The sequence below is a fragment of the Mesorhizobium sp. Root157 genome, from assembly GCF_001427385.1.
In the GTDB taxonomy this organism is placed as follows: domain Bacteria; phylum Pseudomonadota; class Alphaproteobacteria; order Rhizobiales; family Rhizobiaceae; genus Mesorhizobium.
In genome coordinates, this window is record NZ_LMGJ01000001.1 from 273,132 (window position 1) to 289,450 (window position 16,319).

The window sequence follows — 16,319 nt, forward strand, 5'->3', positions numbered from 1 at the left end:
TCCGCAAACTGATAATTCTTCCCGTCAGGGCCGCGCATGATGGCGCCGGGAGCCGCCGTCGCCGGCAATTGGGCTTCCGGCATATCGGGCCGGGGAGAGAACAGACGTTGAAGGAAACCGGCCATTGATATCTCCTAGTCCCGCCCGGAATGTTCGCGGTCGAGCCGTATGCCGCCCTTGTTAACGTGCGTGCCTGCCGGGGTTGCCGCCGCTGGCGTTGCTGCCGCAGGCTTGCCGGTCGTGAATGGCTGGCTGTAATCCGGCAATTGCATGGGCTGGTAATACTGGTTGAGCAGCGCCAGAATATCGGGCTGCGACTGGCCGAAGCCCGCTGCAAGCTGAGCGGACAAGGCGTCCAACTGCCCCGGCATCGAGGCGGGAACGGTCGTCGTCGGACGATCCGAAGCGGTCAGGGGCGTTGCTGCCGCTGCCGGTGTGGCTTTCTTGGAACTGCCGCCCATCAGAGTTTCGCGCCTCCATTCGTGCCGAGGCTGGCCGCGCCTAGACCGGCTCCAGCGATGTTCGAAAACGTGTTGTTTGGGCCTTGCGCCTGTTGCGTCGTTGTCCCGTAGGATCCACTTCCATTGGCCGCAGCCATCAGCGCTTGCAGGTTAGCCAATGGTGCGTTCTGGCGTTCCTGCGCTATGCGAAGCTGATCGTTCAGCGTCCGGCCGTACAGGTCCTCGTTCATCGAGCCGACGCCCATCAGATCGGAGATCGGCGCTTTCATGCCGTCATAGGCCGAGCCGAGATTGCCCTGCGCCGTCTGTCCAGCATTGAACAACTGCTGTTGCGCCGCGTCCTTCCGGCTTTGAAAATCCTGAAACTGGCGCGCGCCGAGGTCGCCCAGTTCCCGCGTCATCACGCCGTCATGGGTGCCGGAAGCATATCGGCCCAGTCCCGCCGCGTTCTGGTTGACGGCATCGCGCGTCTTGTCGAACACCTGCTGAAAGCCCGGATCGGCGTTGATATCGAATGATCCCGTCGCGGTGTTCCTGATGCCTTCGAGAGCCGTATTCTGGTCCGCATTCAGCCCGCCGCCGTTGATGATGCCCTGCAACTGACCGGACAGGCCGTTACTGCCCATATTCTGGCCCGCAAGACCTTGCAGCGCGCCCATGCCCTGCGTCGTCTGCTGCGAGAACGGCACGACCGTAGACATGGTGTTCGGCTGAACGAGGCCGGGACCGTTGTAGAGGTCGAGCGCGTCGCCCATGCCCTTGTCGAGCAAGGGCTGAGCCGCCTTGTAAGGGGCGTTCGTGCTGGTCGTGGTTTGCTTGTTGCTGCCACCCATTAGATTGCTTCCTCGTAAACCATCCGAAGCACTTTCGCGTTCGGGAAGACCTTCTGCCAGCCGGCGCGCCCGTCTGACATGAGCGAAGTCGCACCGCACTGAATGGCGGTCTGCTTCACCTTTTCATGCAGTTCCGGCATCCAGTCGGACATGCCCTTGCCGTAGAGCGCCATGCACCTGAATTTCGGCCCGCTGCCCCACAATTCGGGACGCCAGGCTGTGGCCGCGACAACGCTCTTGTCGTCATGCACCACGAACAGGAATGCAGTTCCGGCCCTGCACATCTGCCAGAGTTCGCCAACGGTCAGGTCGCCGCCGAAGCGATTGGAAGCCCGATGAAAGCCGTCCTTGACGCTCGGCCAAATCCCATCGACAAGATGCGTCGGAACCAGTGTCACGTTCATCCCGGCGACCTCTGGCTGCCGAGGACATGCAGCACCGTCACCGTAACAACACTGGCCTTTGCCGCCTGCGCCTTGATCTTCTTGGCCGATTGCTTGGTGTAGAGGACTATCGGCGCATCGAGCGCGACGGTCACAGTCTCATTCGCCGGAACCGATCGCTCGAACAGCCGGAAATCCGTTGTTCCGTCATGCCACCAGACAGTGACCTTCTGCGCCGCCGAATCCTGATTGACGATGACAATCCCGACAACCGTTGTGGAGCCGCTGGAGGTATCAACAGGAAGCGACAACACGTCATTGACGCTGGTATCGGGCAGCAACAGGGATTTGGGCTGCTGGACGTTACCGGGAACGGCGATAACAACGCTCATCGCCTGCCCTCCGGTCTTGCCACTGGCTCAACGCCCATGACATGGTTCCAATCGGTCCCGGCCGGAATATCCATCTGGAAGGCATGGAGAAGGGCCGAGGATCGGAAATGGCAAAGCCCGGTCGCCCCGTAAGGCACAACCGCGCTCCCCACAGTCCTTGTCCCGCCATGCTTGTCAGAGGTGATCGCCTTGAGCGTGAAATCCGTGCAATCGGTGTAGACGCGGGCTTGCTGGAGAAATGACCGTGAGCCGGGGTTGAGTTCAACGTCCGCCGTGGTCAGCGTGCAGGCCCTTGGAAGGCCGGTGAAAAAGCCAAGTTTGTTATCGGCATCGAAGGCCGCGAAGCGAAGTGCGCCTCCTGATAGAAGCGCGCTGTCCCAAGGAAGGTCCACGCTGTCCCAATCGGGATAAAGCGCCTCCATGCCGTCCCAGGTAATGCCCGGCGTGGCCATGATGCACATTTCCGACACGTTGTTGTCGGCGTAGCACCAGCGATCCAGTTGCCAGTTATAACCAAGCAGGAACTTGGTCCCGGTCACGTCCTGAGCCTGAAACCATGCAATCTTGCGAAATGGATCGGCAAAGCCACGCGTTTCCTTGAGATATAGGCTATCGGCAAGCTCCTGGAACCAGCCATCGACGCGCTCGGCCCCGATTGGACGCCCCTCCACGCCCATGAAGAAACCGTCCTGAGCGAGATAGACGAAATTGCCCGGCCCGATGGGAACCACGGACAGGGGAGCAATGACGCCGCGCGACGGGTTCACAACCCGCGTGGTGAAGGAATAATCCCCGCCAGATGTCAGGGCGACTTCGGTAAAGGCGGTCCGCTGGGAGATGATTGCCCCCCGCTCCCCGCCCTGAATGTTCATGATTTCCTCGCCGTCCGCGAAGTCCTGCAGGTCGCAGCCCCGTTGGCCTAGCGTCCAGAAACCGGCGTCACCTATCCCTGACAGCATGAAGCGGTTCGGGTAGCCCGCGATAAAGCCCAGCCCGACATATTCGCCCACTGTCGCCACGTAGCGCGACCATGGCGGCGATCCGGGCAGATCGGCAAAGGTCAGGCCCGCGTCTATATCGATGTACTGCTGCGGCCCGCCGAGATTGCACAGGATGAGCAATTGACCGAATTTCGTCGCGCTCCACCTATCCCCGACAGGCACGGCATAAGGAGCGGACGAGCCGGAAACGTCATTCCACGAATAGTCCGTCCCGTCGAGTTCATAGATGGCTGTCTCGGTCGCAGCGAAGATCCGATATGATCCGTCCTGTTTGCGCACTGACCAGCCGCCAAGCGATTTCGCCGGCAATGCCTGCGTCAACGGGATCAGGTCGGGTAACGGCCCCCAGCCGTCCTTGACGGGCAGCGCATTGACCAGCCATGTAGAAGCATCGAGCGCGTATTTCGTGCGATCCGGCTCGAAATTGGCGAAGCGGATCATGCGTCGAGATACCAACGGTCAGAGCGATTGGCCGCGACAAGACCAGGATCGACGGTCAGAACACCGCGCTTTGATTGTGCAATAGTGCTGCGGATTGCCGGGATGGCCTCATCCAGAAGCCCTTTATGCCCCGCTGCGAAGGCCCCATCCTGCGTAAACACACCGCCCCACATCAGCGAGGCCGCGAGATAGACGTCTGGATGATCCCTCAAAAGCGAGTTGGTCGCAACGCTGTCAGAGAGCGCGAACCGCTCCTGATAGCGGAACCTGAAATTGTAGGCCTGATCGCAAGGCCGGTCGAAGGCGATAGTTGAACCATCGATAGACCAGATTGCAGGCATCCCCTCGCTGTCGATGTAGGGGAATGTGCCGTTTGCCCTCATGAGCAATGGCCGCTCGCCGCCTGTGTCAGCGATGAACATGGCAATGGGCTTGACCATCGCGATTGAGGAAATGTCGATGGTGCGGTCGGATGGAACGCCAACGAGCGCCGCATCGGTCTCGACCGGATTGAGTTCGCGGTTCAATCGCGCCTCAGCCAAGGAAATGAAATCGACCGCATTGCCCGACACATCGCCTCGGGCCATCCAGTCGGAAACGGCCTGCTGTAGATCGCTATAGCTTGCAATGGTCATTCAACCACTCCGCAAAAGGCGAAAGGGGCCAGCCCGAAGGCCAGCCCAGTTCGTTACGATGCGATCAGGCCTTTGGCCTTCAATTCGGCATCAACTGCGCGAATCCATGTCACAATCGCGTCGGCCTGCGTCTGCGAATACCCATAAGGCGTACTCGTGGTTGCCGCTGTAGCTGCGGGAGCGGTCGTGGCGGCCAGCTGGGCGCTTGGATCAGCACCGTAAAAGCCTACCTTGTCGTCGGACTGGCCGAGTACGACGCCATCAGCGCCGCCATCTGAGAGTTGTTTGACGCTCATTTGAGTGTCCTTTCTATGTGAGATGTTTCCAGACTTTGAGTGCGCGGATATCCCTGACCTGACGGCCTGAAATTCCGAAACGCTCGGCGATGATGCGAGAGGGACCGGACGATGCCCGGATATCCCGAACTTGCTGCTCAGTCAGTTTGGCGCAGCCGTGGTCGGCGCCTCGGGAAACGCCGTAACGGTGGCGTTTCTTACTCATTTTGTCGTCCATGTTCATTTGCTGATCGCCCAGAAACAAATGCTCTGGACGAAAGCACCGAGGATTATCGCAGCGGTGGCAGACAAACATGCCCTCTGGAATTGGGCCGCGAAACGCCTCCCATGAGGCACGGTGCACAAGTATCGGCGTGTCGCCGAGGTTGAGCCTGCCGTATCCCTTTGAGTCCGCGCTGCCGGTCCACTCCCAACAGGAGCCTGTATCGTCGCATCTCGCCATAAGCCTCTCGATTAGAGAGAGGCCGTGGTTTTGATGCTGCTTTACTTTGTTTGGGTCGCCGTTTTTCCGCCAGCGATTGTAGTGCATGGCACACCAGCCGCGACCCAAAACCCGCTTTTCACAACCATCGATGATGCATTGAGACATGAACGACCCCGCCAAAGTGATTTGGCTTTCACCTTATCACTCTGGCGGCTAGTGCAAAAGCGAAATTACGTTGAACCACTAATCCTGTGGGCCAATCTCGCATCTATGGTGCGCACTCCATACAAAACGTCCAGACGCCATGCGCTTTCATCATTCACGCCGTCGTAGACGGGAATGACGCGGACGCTGGTGCCCTTGTACGTCTGGCGGGACACGTCCACCGCGCCCGGAGGCGAGATGAGCGGGACCGAGACAAGCGCGAAGGCGTTCCTGTGGAACATCAGGTTCTGGCGATAGCCAGTTCCGCCCGTCCCCACCTTCGTGATTGCCTTGCCGTCGGTCGGCGCGGCGCTGACGTTCTTGAACGCGCCGGTCGGGATGATGGGAGGCGAAATCTTGATCGCCGTATCAGTCGAGCCCGAGGCCGTCACGGTGTCCTCAAGAACCACGAACTGCTTCTTGAACGCCAAGGTCGCCTTGGTGACGGGATTGACGGCAAACACGTCCGCAATCTCCAGCACGTCGCCGGCCTTGAGGCTTGAAGCATCCCAGCCGTCCGTGGACAGGTACATGTATCCGGTGTCCTTGGTGGCTTCGTAGGTCGTGGACAGAACGCCCTGACCTGCCGGCGCGTCAGTCACCGCCGAAGCGGTGGCCGCTGCACCAACGGTGTGCGTCGGGACGTTCTGCGACATGTAAGTGTCAACGCCGCCGATCTCGCCAAGCGAACCCTTGCGATACGCGCCCTTGGCCACATCCTGCATGTACAACGCAGTCTGAGAGCCGAGCAGGCCCCAATGGTCAGCCGGCGACAGGACCGCAACACGGCCATCGGTCGGATTGGCGTACTCGTCCATCCGCTCCGGGCCTTTTGCGAAATCGGCATAGGAGTTGATAGGAGGAGTTGGCGTACCCACCCAGGACGGAATGTCCTTGTAGAGCGCCATCAGGTCGGTATCGATCTGGTTGGCAAGCTGCACCATCGCCGGCTTGATGACACGCTCGGAAAGCTCGCCAATCTTCAAGGTCAAGTCCTGCGACGTGAACTTGAAATCGACGCCCTTGCGCTTGTCTACCGTGATGGTGGTCTTGCCTTCGACCACTTCCTGCACGTTCATGACGGCACCGTCGCGGACGGTGAAGTCGGTCGGCTTGCGGATCGAGATGGTTTCACCCACCTTGTAGCCGTTCACCTTCTTGTCGAACTCGTTTTCGTAGCCGCGAAAAACCTTCTTGGCCATCACGAGTTCATTGTCGAGGATCATCACCGCTTCCTTGGCGATGATGTCAGCAGTCAGCACAGTTTGTGCCATTGTAATGCTCCATCGGGCGGCTCATGGCCGCGCTGGGACTGGACGTCATCCGACGTTCAATCAGGGGTTTAGTGGGTCAGACCCCGCGCCCTGCCTGTCTGGCAGCCGCGTATTCTTCCATCGACATTTCACCGAAGGACTTGCGGGCAGCCGGCGTCGAGCGGCCACCAACAGTCCTGAGCGGTTCTGTCGGCTTGGCTTGCGACGTGGGCTTGGGAGCCGGTTTGTTGAGGACCTGGGCACCGATCCGGGCGAGGTAGATCATCTCGTAAATCCGAGGGTCCATCGTGTTGCGCAGTTCGTCCTGCGTGATGCCCTTGGACGTGGCGAAATCGATCACCTGCTTGTCGGTATCGGGCGTCCAGCCCTTGAGATTGGCTTTCACGTGTTCGTGCGTTTCCTGCATGCGCTTGGCAATCGCTTGCTGCTCCTCGGCAATCGCTTGCTGCGCCTCGGCAGTACGCCGTCCTTCGTGCTGTTGGATTGAGGCCTCCAACTGGCCTTTCTGGTTGCGGAGATAATCGGCGTAGTTCCACACCTCATCCGCGCTGTACGGGTCGCTCAAGCGATGCTGCTGGTACGCGGACCAGTCATAATCCTTGAAGCGCTCCAGTTCCTTCGTCACCACACGAAGGTCAGCCCGCGCGTCAAGATATTCCTCGCTGGCTTGGGCTTGCTGTTCGATGCGCTGAGCGCGTTCGTCCAGTTCCTTGCGTAGCGCGGAAGTTTCCTGCGTCTTGCGCGTGTAGTCGGCATGCATCAGCACACCGTCTTTCAGCCCTTTCGGGCCTTTCACCTTCTTCCCGTTCCAGTCGAATTCTTCGGAATCGTCATCCTCGGGTTGAAGCTCGTCCTCAACGTCCTGATCTTCATCAGGCTCATCGAGGTTTACAGGCTCATCAGCCTCCATTTCCGGTTCGATTGCAGGGATTTCCTGTTCTACTTCGGCAATAGATTCCTGTTCGCCGTCCATGTGGCGCACTCCTGTCGGTTGGTGCTGTTGAAATGCGCCGTTACGTGGCGCGACCGTCCATCAGGCTACGAGCAAGAGGAATTCGGCGTCTGCCTCGTCCTCTTCTTCGATCCTGCGAATGAGAGCCGCCCGCATTTCCTTGTGCAGGCGGCTGATGATGTCGTTCATGACGTTGGCAGGGAACGACACGGCCTCCTGCCGGACTTCCTGCCTGACGATTGCGAGCAATTCGCCCAGCTTCGGGGCGTCGTCTGCGATAATCTCGACAACACGCTTCTTCGCGCGCTTCAGGGCCGCTTTCTTCTCCCGCTCGATCTGCGAGAGCGTCTTGTGTGCCCATGTGGTTCCTACGCCACCGGATGATGTGACTTGCGTGGTCCGCCCACCAACAACCACCCCGCCGAAAAACTGGTTATCGTTGTCGTAAAGCTCTCCGACGAGTACTTGCGGCGCTTCAGGCTGAACGACAGTCCCGCCAAAGAACGTGTCCGGGTCGGTATAGAGCGACCCCGTAATCACATATGCGGTTGTGACCGTCCCGCCGTAGAATGTGTCTCCATCCGTAAAAAGCGAACCGTCAAGGGTGATGCTGGTCTGGACGTTGCCGCCGTAGAACGTCTGGCTGTTCGTAAACAGTGAGCCGACAAGTGTCTGAGGCGCGCCGGATTGGGCTACAGTTCCGCCGTAAAACCCATCAGGATCGGTGAACAGGCTGCCGGTCAGAGTGACAGCGCCGGGAACGACCGCGCCACCATAGAAACTATTCGTATTCGTGAACAGCGAGCCGGAGAGCGTCACCGCCCCGCGTTGTACCGTTCCTCCGTAGAACGTGTTGGTGTTGGTAAACAGCGTTCCCGTAAGGGTCTGAGAGCCACCCCCGCCGCCCGCCACCTTAAAGGCGATGATCATGCCGGAGCGAGATTCGACCGAATAGGCCAAGGTCGCAAAGGTCGCAGTGGTTGAGTAGGCCGTCGAACCGTTGGCCGTTACAATCCTATAGGCCGTTCCAACCGCATCTGCCGGCGCTGCGGGGCTGCCGATCTTGTCGATGCCTGTAAAGCTGCTGTCCCAAGTATGACCGGGATCAGCCATTGCGCTGCCGGACAGGGATGCCCCGACCGTAGCGTGAAGCAGGCGCTCACCCGCTGACGGCGTCAGATTTGGTGTCGAGTAGCTGTTGGCTGCAGAATTGACGTTCTGGCCGGCGGAAATGTCGTAAGGGCTGGCCTCAAGCCCGGACCATTCCTCCAATATCCATGTTGATTTGGTGGCGCTCCCGATGGTGTATTGGAACGAGTTCGTTCCGTTCGATATCCGCCACCACTTATAGCCACCGTGGAATGACCCGCCTTCGCGAGCCATGCCGGTAGACTCCGTCCATCCGGTATTCGGCGTACCGTTGTAATCATCCGCCGCGATGGAAAGGATGACGGTGTTGCCGCTGGTCGGCGTGGTCGCAAACGTCGCCGTGGTCGTGGCTAGATTCGATGTGCCTTTCGCTGATTGGACAAGGGTTGCGGCCATAGCTTAGAGCGCGAAGATGCCGCTCGCATTAAACTGGAGCGTGATATCGCCGCCGTTGGGCGTGACTGGCAAATTCGTCCATCCAGTGTCGAGATAGGCTACCAATCGCGACGTGGCAGATGATCCGGTGTCGATATAGAAGATCAGCGCTTCTGCCGACGAGCCGGAAACGCCCGTATATGTCACATCAGCCGCGTCAAAGACGCCACCAGTGAAAGTCTTGCTGCCCAACGTGGCCGGAGTTCCAACAACGCCCGACACGCTCGAATAGAACTCATGCGCGGCTGAGTAGGTGTAGGTGCCGGTATCGACCAGCGCCACCTTGACCGTTCCACCTAGCGACGAGTTGGAAGTCGCCTGCATGACGGCTTCCTTCCATTTGGGGTAGATTGCGTTTGCCATTATTGCAGCACCTTTCTCGACCCTGCGGCCTTGCCGGTCGCGGGATCGCGGATGAGTTCGGTCGGAGCGGCGACGATGCGGGCGATCTGCTCAAGCTGGGCGTTGTTTGCCTCGCCCTGCTGGGCGATCAGTTGACCCAACATGCCAAGGCCCTGCATGACCACTTCCGTGCCGCTCTTGACGACCTTCTGACCGTCCGGTCCTTCTTCCTCGACGCCCCCGTTTTCAAGCGCCTTGGCGTCATGGTTCATCCGCATTTCCATGACCTTGAGGTCATAGGCGTCCTGTAGCTTCTTCTCCTGCAAGGCCATGTCATCGTTATGCTTCTGGCGGGCCAGATTGGCCTGTTCCTCTGCCTTGGCGCGATCAACGGACTGATCGGCCTTCAACTGCTGGTTTTCCTGCATCACCTGCTCAAGCTGCTGCTTGCCCTGCTCAATCTGCTTTTGCAGTTCGGGCGGGACTTGCCCGGAACTCATCTGCTCCAGCTTTTCAGCAATATCGTCGGCGCCGGGCCAATCGAGGTTTTTCGCAAGCTCCGGCACAATGACAGGCGCGGCCTGCGGGAATGCCCTGAGCGCTTCCGTCATGGATGCGGCGGCTTCCTCCCGGCGCGTGGTGAAACTCGGTCCCGTCGTTACGGTGAGGTCGTATTTGCCTGCGGTCAGGTCGTGGAGCGCCGTGATGGGCTTCATGAGAGGATTGCCGTCCGGCCCTATCACTGGCTGTCCATCCGGCCCCGTTGCCGGCTCCTGCATGGGCTGGCCGGTCTTCGGGTCTTTCACCTCATAAGGCGCGTTGACCGTCTTGGCGTCCTGCGAACCGTCCTCGCCAATGACGCGCACAATGCGCTCTGCGTCATAGACGTGCGGGATCAGGTCGATCAGGATACGTCCCGTATGACGAATGGCGCGGGCCATGTTGTCAACGAAGTGGAAGGTGGAAATGTCTCCTTCCCGCTGGCGCGCATGGATCGCAACACCGCTGGTTTCGTTCGAGCGCGCGCCCAATGAGGCGTCGTACATGCCGACAATGGCCTTGATATCGTCCGAGGCGTTCAATGCCTCCTGCAAGGCTCCTGCGGCTGGGCCGGTGTCAAGCGGCTGGCGTTGAGGGGGCGTATTCCCCGCAGCCGCAACCGGATCATACTCAAGAAACGCATGGCTCTTGGTGTTGGCGGTCTGCCAGCGTTCCATATCGCTGTCAAAAGCCCCTTTTGGCCCGATGAACGGCACCTTGGGAGCCAGCGCGATGAGTTCCGCACCCGTTGTGCGCCAGTAGTTGAACGTCCTCTGCGCATCCTTGGCGTTGTGTATCAGGGAGCGGAAATAGCGCTTGCCCTGCACGTCGAATTCATCGCCATAGACAGGAACGATGGGAATGTAGCGCCCCGGCCAATCCTTGCTTTCGAGGATTTCCGCGCCGGACATGAAATGCTGCGTGACCTTGTGCGATTTGGTCTTGCGCTCACCATGAGGCTGCAACAGGCCCATTTCCAACTGCACGATCAGGTCGGGGTCAGTTTCAAGCTGTTCCTTGCTGAATATCTGCCCATCCTGCATGCGGACGATGGTGCGTTCGACTTCCTCACGCTTCCAGTATTCCGCGACCAGCACATCGTTCTCGATGCGCCACGGCTCACCGGCAGCCTGCCATGTCGTGTCATCCCAATCGACCGTGGATTTCTCGCCCCACTGAGACTTGAACTGATCCTTGGTCAGCCGATCAACAACGAATGCGGTGTTCCAGTCGGATGAATCGGCTTCGGTGGAATTCGGGTCGCCGTAGACCGAGAACGGGTTGATGACCCGCTTGATCTGGATATCCATGTCGAAGCTGTCATCGAAAGCGTAATCCAGCCCGACACGCCAATAGCCGAAGCCAGCAGTTACCGCGCATTCCACGCCGGTATCATAAGCAACGTCAGCCGATGAGGTATACTCGATGTTGCGGATCAGGCCGTTGAGGACTTCGGCAGTCTCTGGATCAGCGCCACTGTCGGCGGGGTGAACCTTGATCGCCGGCTTGTTCTGTCGTGCGTCGTTCACAACCTGGCGGATGAAGGCAGGCAGCTTGTTGATAGTGAGGCAGGGACGGCCCTCCTTCTCGCGCTGCTTCATGACCGCTTCCGGCCACTGCTCGCCGAGGCGTGCGAATTTAACGTCATCAATGGCAGTCTGGCGGTTGTGGTCGGAAGCGTCGGAAGCCTGTTCAAAGGCATCCTTGGCTTCTTTCAGAAGATCGTCAGCCATCAGCCCATCCAACTTCCCGCGCCGTACGAAACTACCGGCCTCGGTTTTGCTTGCGTCGGTGCCTCATACGCCACGCACATCAGGCCAAACGCATCGGCGCCATGGCTTGACCAGTCATGTTCCGGGCCAAGCCCGATGTTGCGCTTTTCGTCCAGTTTTTCGTGATACCAGCCGAGAGCGTCGATGCCGGCTGAACATTTGGAAGCGTTGAACCAGATCGATGGGAACAGCTTGCGCGCCGCTTCCACGCGTTTCATGGCCGCGCCCTTGCCCTGGTTTGGGATCGTCGTTACCGGGAACCCTGCCGCCCTGATATGATCCTCGAACCGGATCGCGGTGATTGCATCTTCCTTCGCCCCATCATGAGGAAGGACGCATTCAGCGCCCGCATATCCATTTGACCGAAGCCATTCCAGATGCGTTGCCAGCGGTTGCCTGACCGCTTCGTAATAGTCCAGCACCCTGATTTCACGGCCAATGAACTGTGCAATCCATATCGACGTGGCGTCCCTGATGCCTATGTCCCAGAATGCCTTGATGGGCAGGTTCGGATCGCGGGCAACGTTGCCAATCCTGTTTTCCTGCCTTGCTACGGTGAGGCTCTTGGCAAAATATGCCCCGGTCAGAACCGTCGCGTAGCCGCCTTCCCAAATGTGGTCGTATTGATCGGGCGTCTTGTTGAGGCAGTCCTGGCGCTCCTGTTCGAGCACGCTCGGGAACCACGGATTGTCTGACCAGTTCGCCCGAACGACCTTTGCTCCAGTCGGGATAGCCTCGCTGCGCAGCATCACATCGACCGCATCGCTCTTGCGGAGCGGATTCCAACTCCACCACATTTCGCTGCTTAAGCCGCGTTGCCTGTCCTCCCATCGGATTGTCGGGCGAACCAGACCAATCGACCTTGCACTGATGCCGTGCGCTTCCTCCCCCCAAAACCTGTGAAATCCCTCGAACGACTTGATCGAGTCCGCTGTGTGGTCCTGTAGGCCCTGAAAGATCAGCAGCCCGTCGCCCGGTGTCTCGATCTTGTCGGTGAACACCTTGAAGCCGTCAGCCTCGGTCAGCCCGAACTTGGCAAGCTTGCTTTCGATGAGGAACTTGGCCGAGTCCTTGAGCGACTTCTGGACCTCTCGCCCGCAAATGCCACGCATGCCCTCGCCGGCATCGCCGGGAAAGCGCAAGGCATCCTCGACCATCAGTTCCGCGAAGAAATGCGACTTGCCGGACCCTCGCCCGCCCCATGCGCCTTTATGTCGTGCCGGTTCTAGCAGAGGCTGGAATACCTCAGCCGTTTCGATCAGCAGCCCGGACAATGATGCGCTCTATCTTGTGGACGAGGTTGATTGCGCCATCTTCACCCTCGCCTGAAATGAGTTGGGCCGGCTTGCCCCATCCGCGATCAAGGATTGCAGTTGCTGCCGATACCTTGGCCGCTGCCGGCGACTTGCCGTTTTCCATGACACGGACGAGCGTGGCGATAGCGTTCTCGGTCTGCGCTTGGGCAAGTTCACGGACGCGAGCATCGAGCTTCGGCCGTCCGCCAGGATTGCCGCTCTTGCCCTTTTCGAAGGGTACACCAACCATGCTGTTATTCCGCTGTTCTCAGCGCCATGTCTGTCGGCCTTCCAGCATATTATTTTACTCTGCTAGCGTATTTTATTGTTGACCTGATTACTCTGTTGGAGTATCAATAATCATCAACACGGAGCAAGCAGATGAACCCGCTGAAAGTCTACAAGTTCGACCGAGATTTCGTTGTCCTCAATCCCGATCAGGAAGTTCCGGCCGCCGGTTCTCCAGGCTATTGGAAGTCAGCCGAAGCCGCCTTGAAGGCAGAACGCGCCATCGTCGATGATCATATCGATGATGGCGGTGCAAAACCGCATGAGATCGAGATCATCGCCAACGAACATGCCTCTGCTGAACTCATCCGCAAATACGGATTTACTGCCATATGACGAATAAGCTCACCCGCGAGCAATCCGCAGCAGAGATTGCCGAAGCCTGTCGGGAGTTTTCTCGACAGGTAGGCGACGACAAGACCGCCGCTACGCTGCTTGGCCTACCCAAGAAAACATTCGACAACATGAAGCAGGGGCGCGGGTACGCGCATCCCGTCCTGTTCTTCCACGCCTTGGCTCGCCTGAAAGAGTCTATGCCATCCTAGCATGTATGAGATGCGAGACGCACCGCAGTCGGCCCGCCTCTTGAAGCAGAGGACATTACGGGCGGCAGTCTACGCGGGATTTTCCCCCCAATTATATACTTGACAAAGTACGAGCCATTTCATAGATTTGCGGCATAGGGGATACCGCAATGAAGCTCGACAGCCCGATTTTCCAAGATGCCGACAAAGCCCGCGAACACCTTGAGGCGCAGCGCTGGCCGCATGGTCCGATCTGCCCGCATTGCGGTAATGCCAACGAAACCCGCATCACCAAAATGGAAGGCAAGGCGCACCGCCCCGGCCTCTACAACTGCATGGAATGCCGCGAACAGTTCACCGTGACTGTAGGCACCGTGTTTGAGCGCTCCAAAATCCCGCTCAACAAATGGCTGCTGGCGACGTTCCTCATGGCTTCATCAAAGAAGGGCATGAGCGCGCACCAGCTTCACCGTATGCTTGGCGTCACCTACAAGACCGCATGGTTCATGGCGCATCGCATCCGCGAAGCCATGAAGGAAGACGTTGCGTCATCCGGCCCGCTTGGCGGCGAAGGCAAAATCATCGAAGCCGACGAAACCTACTTCGGGAAGCGCGAGACGCCCCGCGTTTCTCCGCAGCGCAAGGGCCGCCCTTTCATCAAGAAGGGTAAGTCAGGCTCCGGCCACAAGCGCACCGTGATCGGACTAGTCGAACGCGGCGGCAAGGCTCGCATGTTCCATATCAACCATGCCACCAAGGCAACGGTTCGCGACGTGCTGGTCCGCAACGCCGACCGTACCTCAACCCTCTACACCGACTCGTCGCGCCTCTACACGACCACTGGCGAGGAATACGCCAAGCACCGCACCACCAACCACGCTATCGGCGAATATGCCCGCCGCGAGGGCGATGTGGTTGTTCACTCCAATACGATTGAAGGCGTGTTTTCAGTCTTCAAGCGCGGCATGATCGGCGTCTATCAGCATTGCGGCGAAGCTCATTTACATCGCTACCTTGCCGAGTTTGATTTCCGCTACAATCGTCGCGCTGCTCTCAAGGTTTCAGACACCGAGCGCCACGACCAGTTGCTCGCCATGATAGAAGGCAAGCGCCTCACCTATCGGCGGATTGGTGAAGCCGGTAACGCCTAAGCAGAAGGCGCGAAAACTTCTATTTATACGCAAGAAACGCCGACTCGACTCAGAGTAGGCGGTTCCCCATTATTCCTGAGTCTTGCGAATTGATTCGCTACACCTCTTGGGCACACCTCACGGCGGGCCACTGTCCGAGAAAGGAGGTGATGACTATGAGCAAGATCGGTCGAAACGCCGGGAACGGACGCTTCACTACGGTGAAAACCGCAGTGAAGCATCCGAAAACCCATATCGTGGAAACTGTGAAAAAGTCGAAGTGACTTTAGTCGCTTAGTCTTCCGGGCGGTTGTTCTTCGCGGGATTGCCGCCCGGTTTCTTCTTCTGATGAGATTCGGTTTCCGAATCCTTAACGTGTGGCTTCGGCGGCGTTTCGAGCATCCGCTTCAGCGTCTGGTTGAAAGCCTTTTCGCCATCATTGCCGGCGTTTTTTTCGATCATGCAGCGTTTCCCAATGCCTCACGGGTTATGCGAGCCACAGCCGCACCCTCGTCTTGCCTGAATACCGGCACGGTGGCCAATCGATTGCTGGCGCGCCGACGAAGATCCGGGGGAATGGAGTTGTCTTGTTCCAAGAGCGCTACAACCGATACGTCTTGCTTGACCTCATACATAGCTGTTTGATGAAGGAAAATCGCGTCGTGAACGCGGCCAGCTGCATTCCCAAAAAATATAGCAACTGGGGGCCTACCATCCGCCTCAACTATCATATCAGGCGTGACTTCAGATAAACGAGGCCCTATCGCTTCGCCTTCCCTGATTTTCGCACGATTTCCAATTTCCGCTCGGATTGCCTGCGCTGCGTCTTCCTTGAAAGTGGAAGCCACCTTCTCCTGCGTAAGCAGGAGAAAATCGTTCATGCGGATCATGACGCCGACAAACGCCAGTGCTCTTGCGGGCAGTTCCGACTCAAGGAACGATTCCGTCTTGATCGTTCCGTCCATTTGGTCGAAATGAGCATGTACAGATGACAACAGGCTTTCCAGCCCGCGACGGCGCGTATCCGTCTCAAAATCTACGCCAGCCGCCTCTAGCTGCTGAATTGTGGCACCGTCGTCCTCAAGTCTTACGGTGCCATCTTCGGACTCAATAACGTAAAACGATACACGGTCACCATCATCACGCCTGAAGGCCGTAGACACAGCTAGCCCCGCCGGCACCTCGGTTACCGTTATATCGTTGCAGAACGCTTGGCAGAGTTCGGTCTTCATACCATCGACCCCGCCTTATCGATTTTGAATATCGATATTGCGCAATTAAAGGCAGTCTGAGCAGAAAGTGGCTGTTTTAAGTGTATGAACTCAATGCGACGGTGAAATGATGCCGCGTTCGGTAAACGGACACCGCCGAATCGATTGTGTGCCGGGCTGATGCTAGACAAATCACCGCAGCGGGCGTGACAATGCCAACCCGGCTCACTGGCGTGGTATTCATAGTCACAGAGAACCGTTGTTTCACCGCCCTTCGTCACCCCCAAGGTGGCACGAAAAATTCGCTTCGATTCATTGAAGAGCAACAGCACGCGGC

At 58.5% G+C, this 16,319-nt stretch carries 20 protein-coding genes; 3 read left to right on the forward strand and 17 right to left on the reverse strand.

Annotated features, from left to right (window positions below; genetic code table 11):
- Positions 1–134: 134 nt before the first annotated feature.
- The 15 genes from ASD64_RS01285 to ASD64_RS01355 all read right to left on the reverse strand — a co-directional run bounded on the left by ASD64_RS01285 (position 135) and on the right by ASD64_RS01355 (position 13,079).
- Complete coding sequence (locus ASD64_RS01285) at positions 135–461, reverse strand: hypothetical protein (RefSeq protein WP_056099453.1); 327 nt, start codon at positions 459–461, stop codon at positions 135–137.
- Entirely contained in the window at positions 461–1,294 is an 834-nt protein-coding gene (locus ASD64_RS01290; RefSeq protein WP_056099455.1) for a hypothetical protein, read from the reverse strand. Before ASD64_RS01290 ends, ASD64_RS01285 begins: the two co-directional genes overlap by 1 nt.
- Entirely contained in the window at positions 1,294–1,698 is a 405-nt protein-coding gene (locus ASD64_RS01295; RefSeq protein ID WP_056099457.1) for a hypothetical protein, read from the reverse strand. The genes ASD64_RS01290 and ASD64_RS01295 overlap by 1 nt, the downstream gene beginning before the upstream one ends.
- The gene (locus ASD64_RS01300) at positions 1,695–2,069 is read right to left on the reverse strand and encodes a hypothetical protein (protein ID WP_056099459.1); all 375 of its coding nucleotides are present in this window, start codon (positions 2,067–2,069) and stop codon (positions 1,695–1,697) included. Before ASD64_RS01300 ends, ASD64_RS01295 begins: the two co-directional genes overlap by 4 nt.
- A complete protein-coding gene (locus ASD64_RS01305) occupies positions 2,066–3,511 on the reverse strand; it encodes a hypothetical protein (RefSeq protein ID WP_056099462.1) in 1,446 nt (481 codons plus the stop codon). Before ASD64_RS01305 ends, ASD64_RS01300 begins: the two co-directional genes overlap by 4 nt.
- On the reverse strand, positions 3,508–4,146 hold the full coding sequence (locus ASD64_RS01310; RefSeq protein WP_056099465.1) for a hypothetical protein: 639 nt from the start codon (positions 4,144–4,146) through the stop codon (positions 3,508–3,510). The genes ASD64_RS01305 and ASD64_RS01310 overlap by 4 nt, the downstream gene beginning before the upstream one ends.
- A gap of 53 nt (positions 4,147–4,199) precedes the next feature.
- Positions 4,200–4,442: a hypothetical protein gene (locus tag ASD64_RS01315; protein WP_056099469.1), complete on the reverse strand. Its 243-nt coding sequence runs from the start codon at positions 4,440–4,442 to the stop codon at positions 4,200–4,202.
- Positions 4,443–4,455: 13 nt separating this feature from the next.
- Positions 4,456–5,031 (reverse strand): HNH endonuclease signature motif containing protein, encoded by a 576-nt coding sequence (locus ASD64_RS01320; RefSeq protein ID WP_082549806.1) that lies wholly within the window; start codon positions 5,029–5,031, stop codon positions 4,456–4,458.
- Positions 5,032–5,096: 65 nt separating this feature from the next.
- Positions 5,097–6,344 carry a P22 phage major capsid protein family protein gene (locus ASD64_RS01325; RefSeq protein ID WP_056099476.1) on the reverse strand — a complete coding sequence of 416 codons (1,248 nt, stop codon included), beginning with the start codon at positions 6,342–6,344 and terminating at the stop codon, positions 5,097–5,099.
- Between the two features lie 76 nt (positions 6,345–6,420).
- Positions 6,421–7,317, reverse strand: a complete 897-nt coding sequence (locus ASD64_RS01330) for a hypothetical protein (RefSeq protein WP_056099478.1) — start codon at positions 7,315–7,317, stop codon at positions 6,421–6,423.
- Positions 7,318–7,377: 60 nt separating this feature from the next.
- Positions 7,378–8,841, reverse strand: a complete 1,464-nt coding sequence (locus tag ASD64_RS01335) for a hypothetical protein (RefSeq protein WP_056099481.1) — start codon at positions 8,839–8,841, stop codon at positions 7,378–7,380.
- 3 nt (positions 8,842–8,844) lie between these two features.
- Positions 8,845–9,243 carry a hypothetical protein gene (locus tag ASD64_RS01340; protein WP_056099484.1) on the reverse strand — a complete coding sequence of 133 codons (399 nt, stop codon included), beginning with the start codon at positions 9,241–9,243 and terminating at the stop codon, positions 8,845–8,847.
- A complete protein-coding gene (locus ASD64_RS01345; RefSeq protein ID WP_056099487.1) occupies positions 9,243–11,495 on the reverse strand; it encodes a portal protein in 2,253 nt (750 codons plus the stop codon). The genes ASD64_RS01340 and ASD64_RS01345 overlap by 1 nt, the downstream gene beginning before the upstream one ends.
- Positions 11,495–12,808 (reverse strand): PBSX family phage terminase large subunit, encoded by a 1,314-nt coding sequence (locus tag ASD64_RS01350; protein ID WP_056099490.1) that lies wholly within the window; start codon positions 12,806–12,808, stop codon positions 11,495–11,497. Before ASD64_RS01350 ends, ASD64_RS01345 begins: the two co-directional genes overlap by 1 nt.
- Entirely contained in the window at positions 12,780–13,079 is a 300-nt protein-coding gene (locus ASD64_RS01355) for a DUF5681 domain-containing protein (protein WP_156459953.1), read from the reverse strand. The genes ASD64_RS01350 and ASD64_RS01355 overlap by 29 nt, the downstream gene beginning before the upstream one ends.
- Positions 13,080–13,210: 131 nt before the next feature.
- Here ASD64_RS01355 and ASD64_RS01360 point away from each other — a divergent pair, with 131 nt between their 5' ends.
- The 3 genes from ASD64_RS01360 (at position 13,211) to ASD64_RS01370 (ending at position 14,792) form a co-directional block, all read left to right on the forward strand.
- A complete protein-coding gene (locus ASD64_RS01360) occupies positions 13,211–13,453 on the forward strand; it encodes a hypothetical protein (protein WP_056099493.1) in 243 nt (80 codons plus the stop codon).
- Positions 13,450–13,662, forward strand: a complete 213-nt coding sequence (locus ASD64_RS01365) for a hypothetical protein (RefSeq protein WP_056099497.1) — start codon at positions 13,450–13,452, stop codon at positions 13,660–13,662. The genes ASD64_RS01360 and ASD64_RS01365 overlap by 4 nt, the downstream gene beginning before the upstream one ends.
- Before the next feature lie 149 nt (positions 13,663–13,811).
- The gene (locus ASD64_RS01370; RefSeq protein ID WP_056099500.1) at positions 13,812–14,792 is read left to right on the forward strand and encodes an IS1595 family transposase; all 981 of its coding nucleotides are present in this window, start codon (positions 13,812–13,814) and stop codon (positions 14,790–14,792) included.
- A 273-nt stretch (positions 14,793–15,065) separates the two neighbouring features.
- Here the strand turns inward: ASD64_RS01370 and ASD64_RS20810 are convergent, their stop codons facing one another.
- Together ASD64_RS20810 and ASD64_RS01375 are read right to left on the reverse strand one after the other, a co-directional pair.
- Positions 15,066–15,233 carry a hypothetical protein gene (locus tag ASD64_RS20810; protein ID WP_156459954.1) on the reverse strand — a complete coding sequence of 56 codons (168 nt, stop codon included), beginning with the start codon at positions 15,231–15,233 and terminating at the stop codon, positions 15,066–15,068.
- On the reverse strand, positions 15,230–16,003 hold the full coding sequence (locus ASD64_RS01375) for a DUF1828 domain-containing protein (protein ID WP_056099504.1): 774 nt from the start codon (positions 16,001–16,003) through the stop codon (positions 15,230–15,232). The genes ASD64_RS20810 and ASD64_RS01375 overlap by 4 nt, the downstream gene beginning before the upstream one ends.
- Positions 16,004–16,319: the final 316 nt, after the last annotated feature.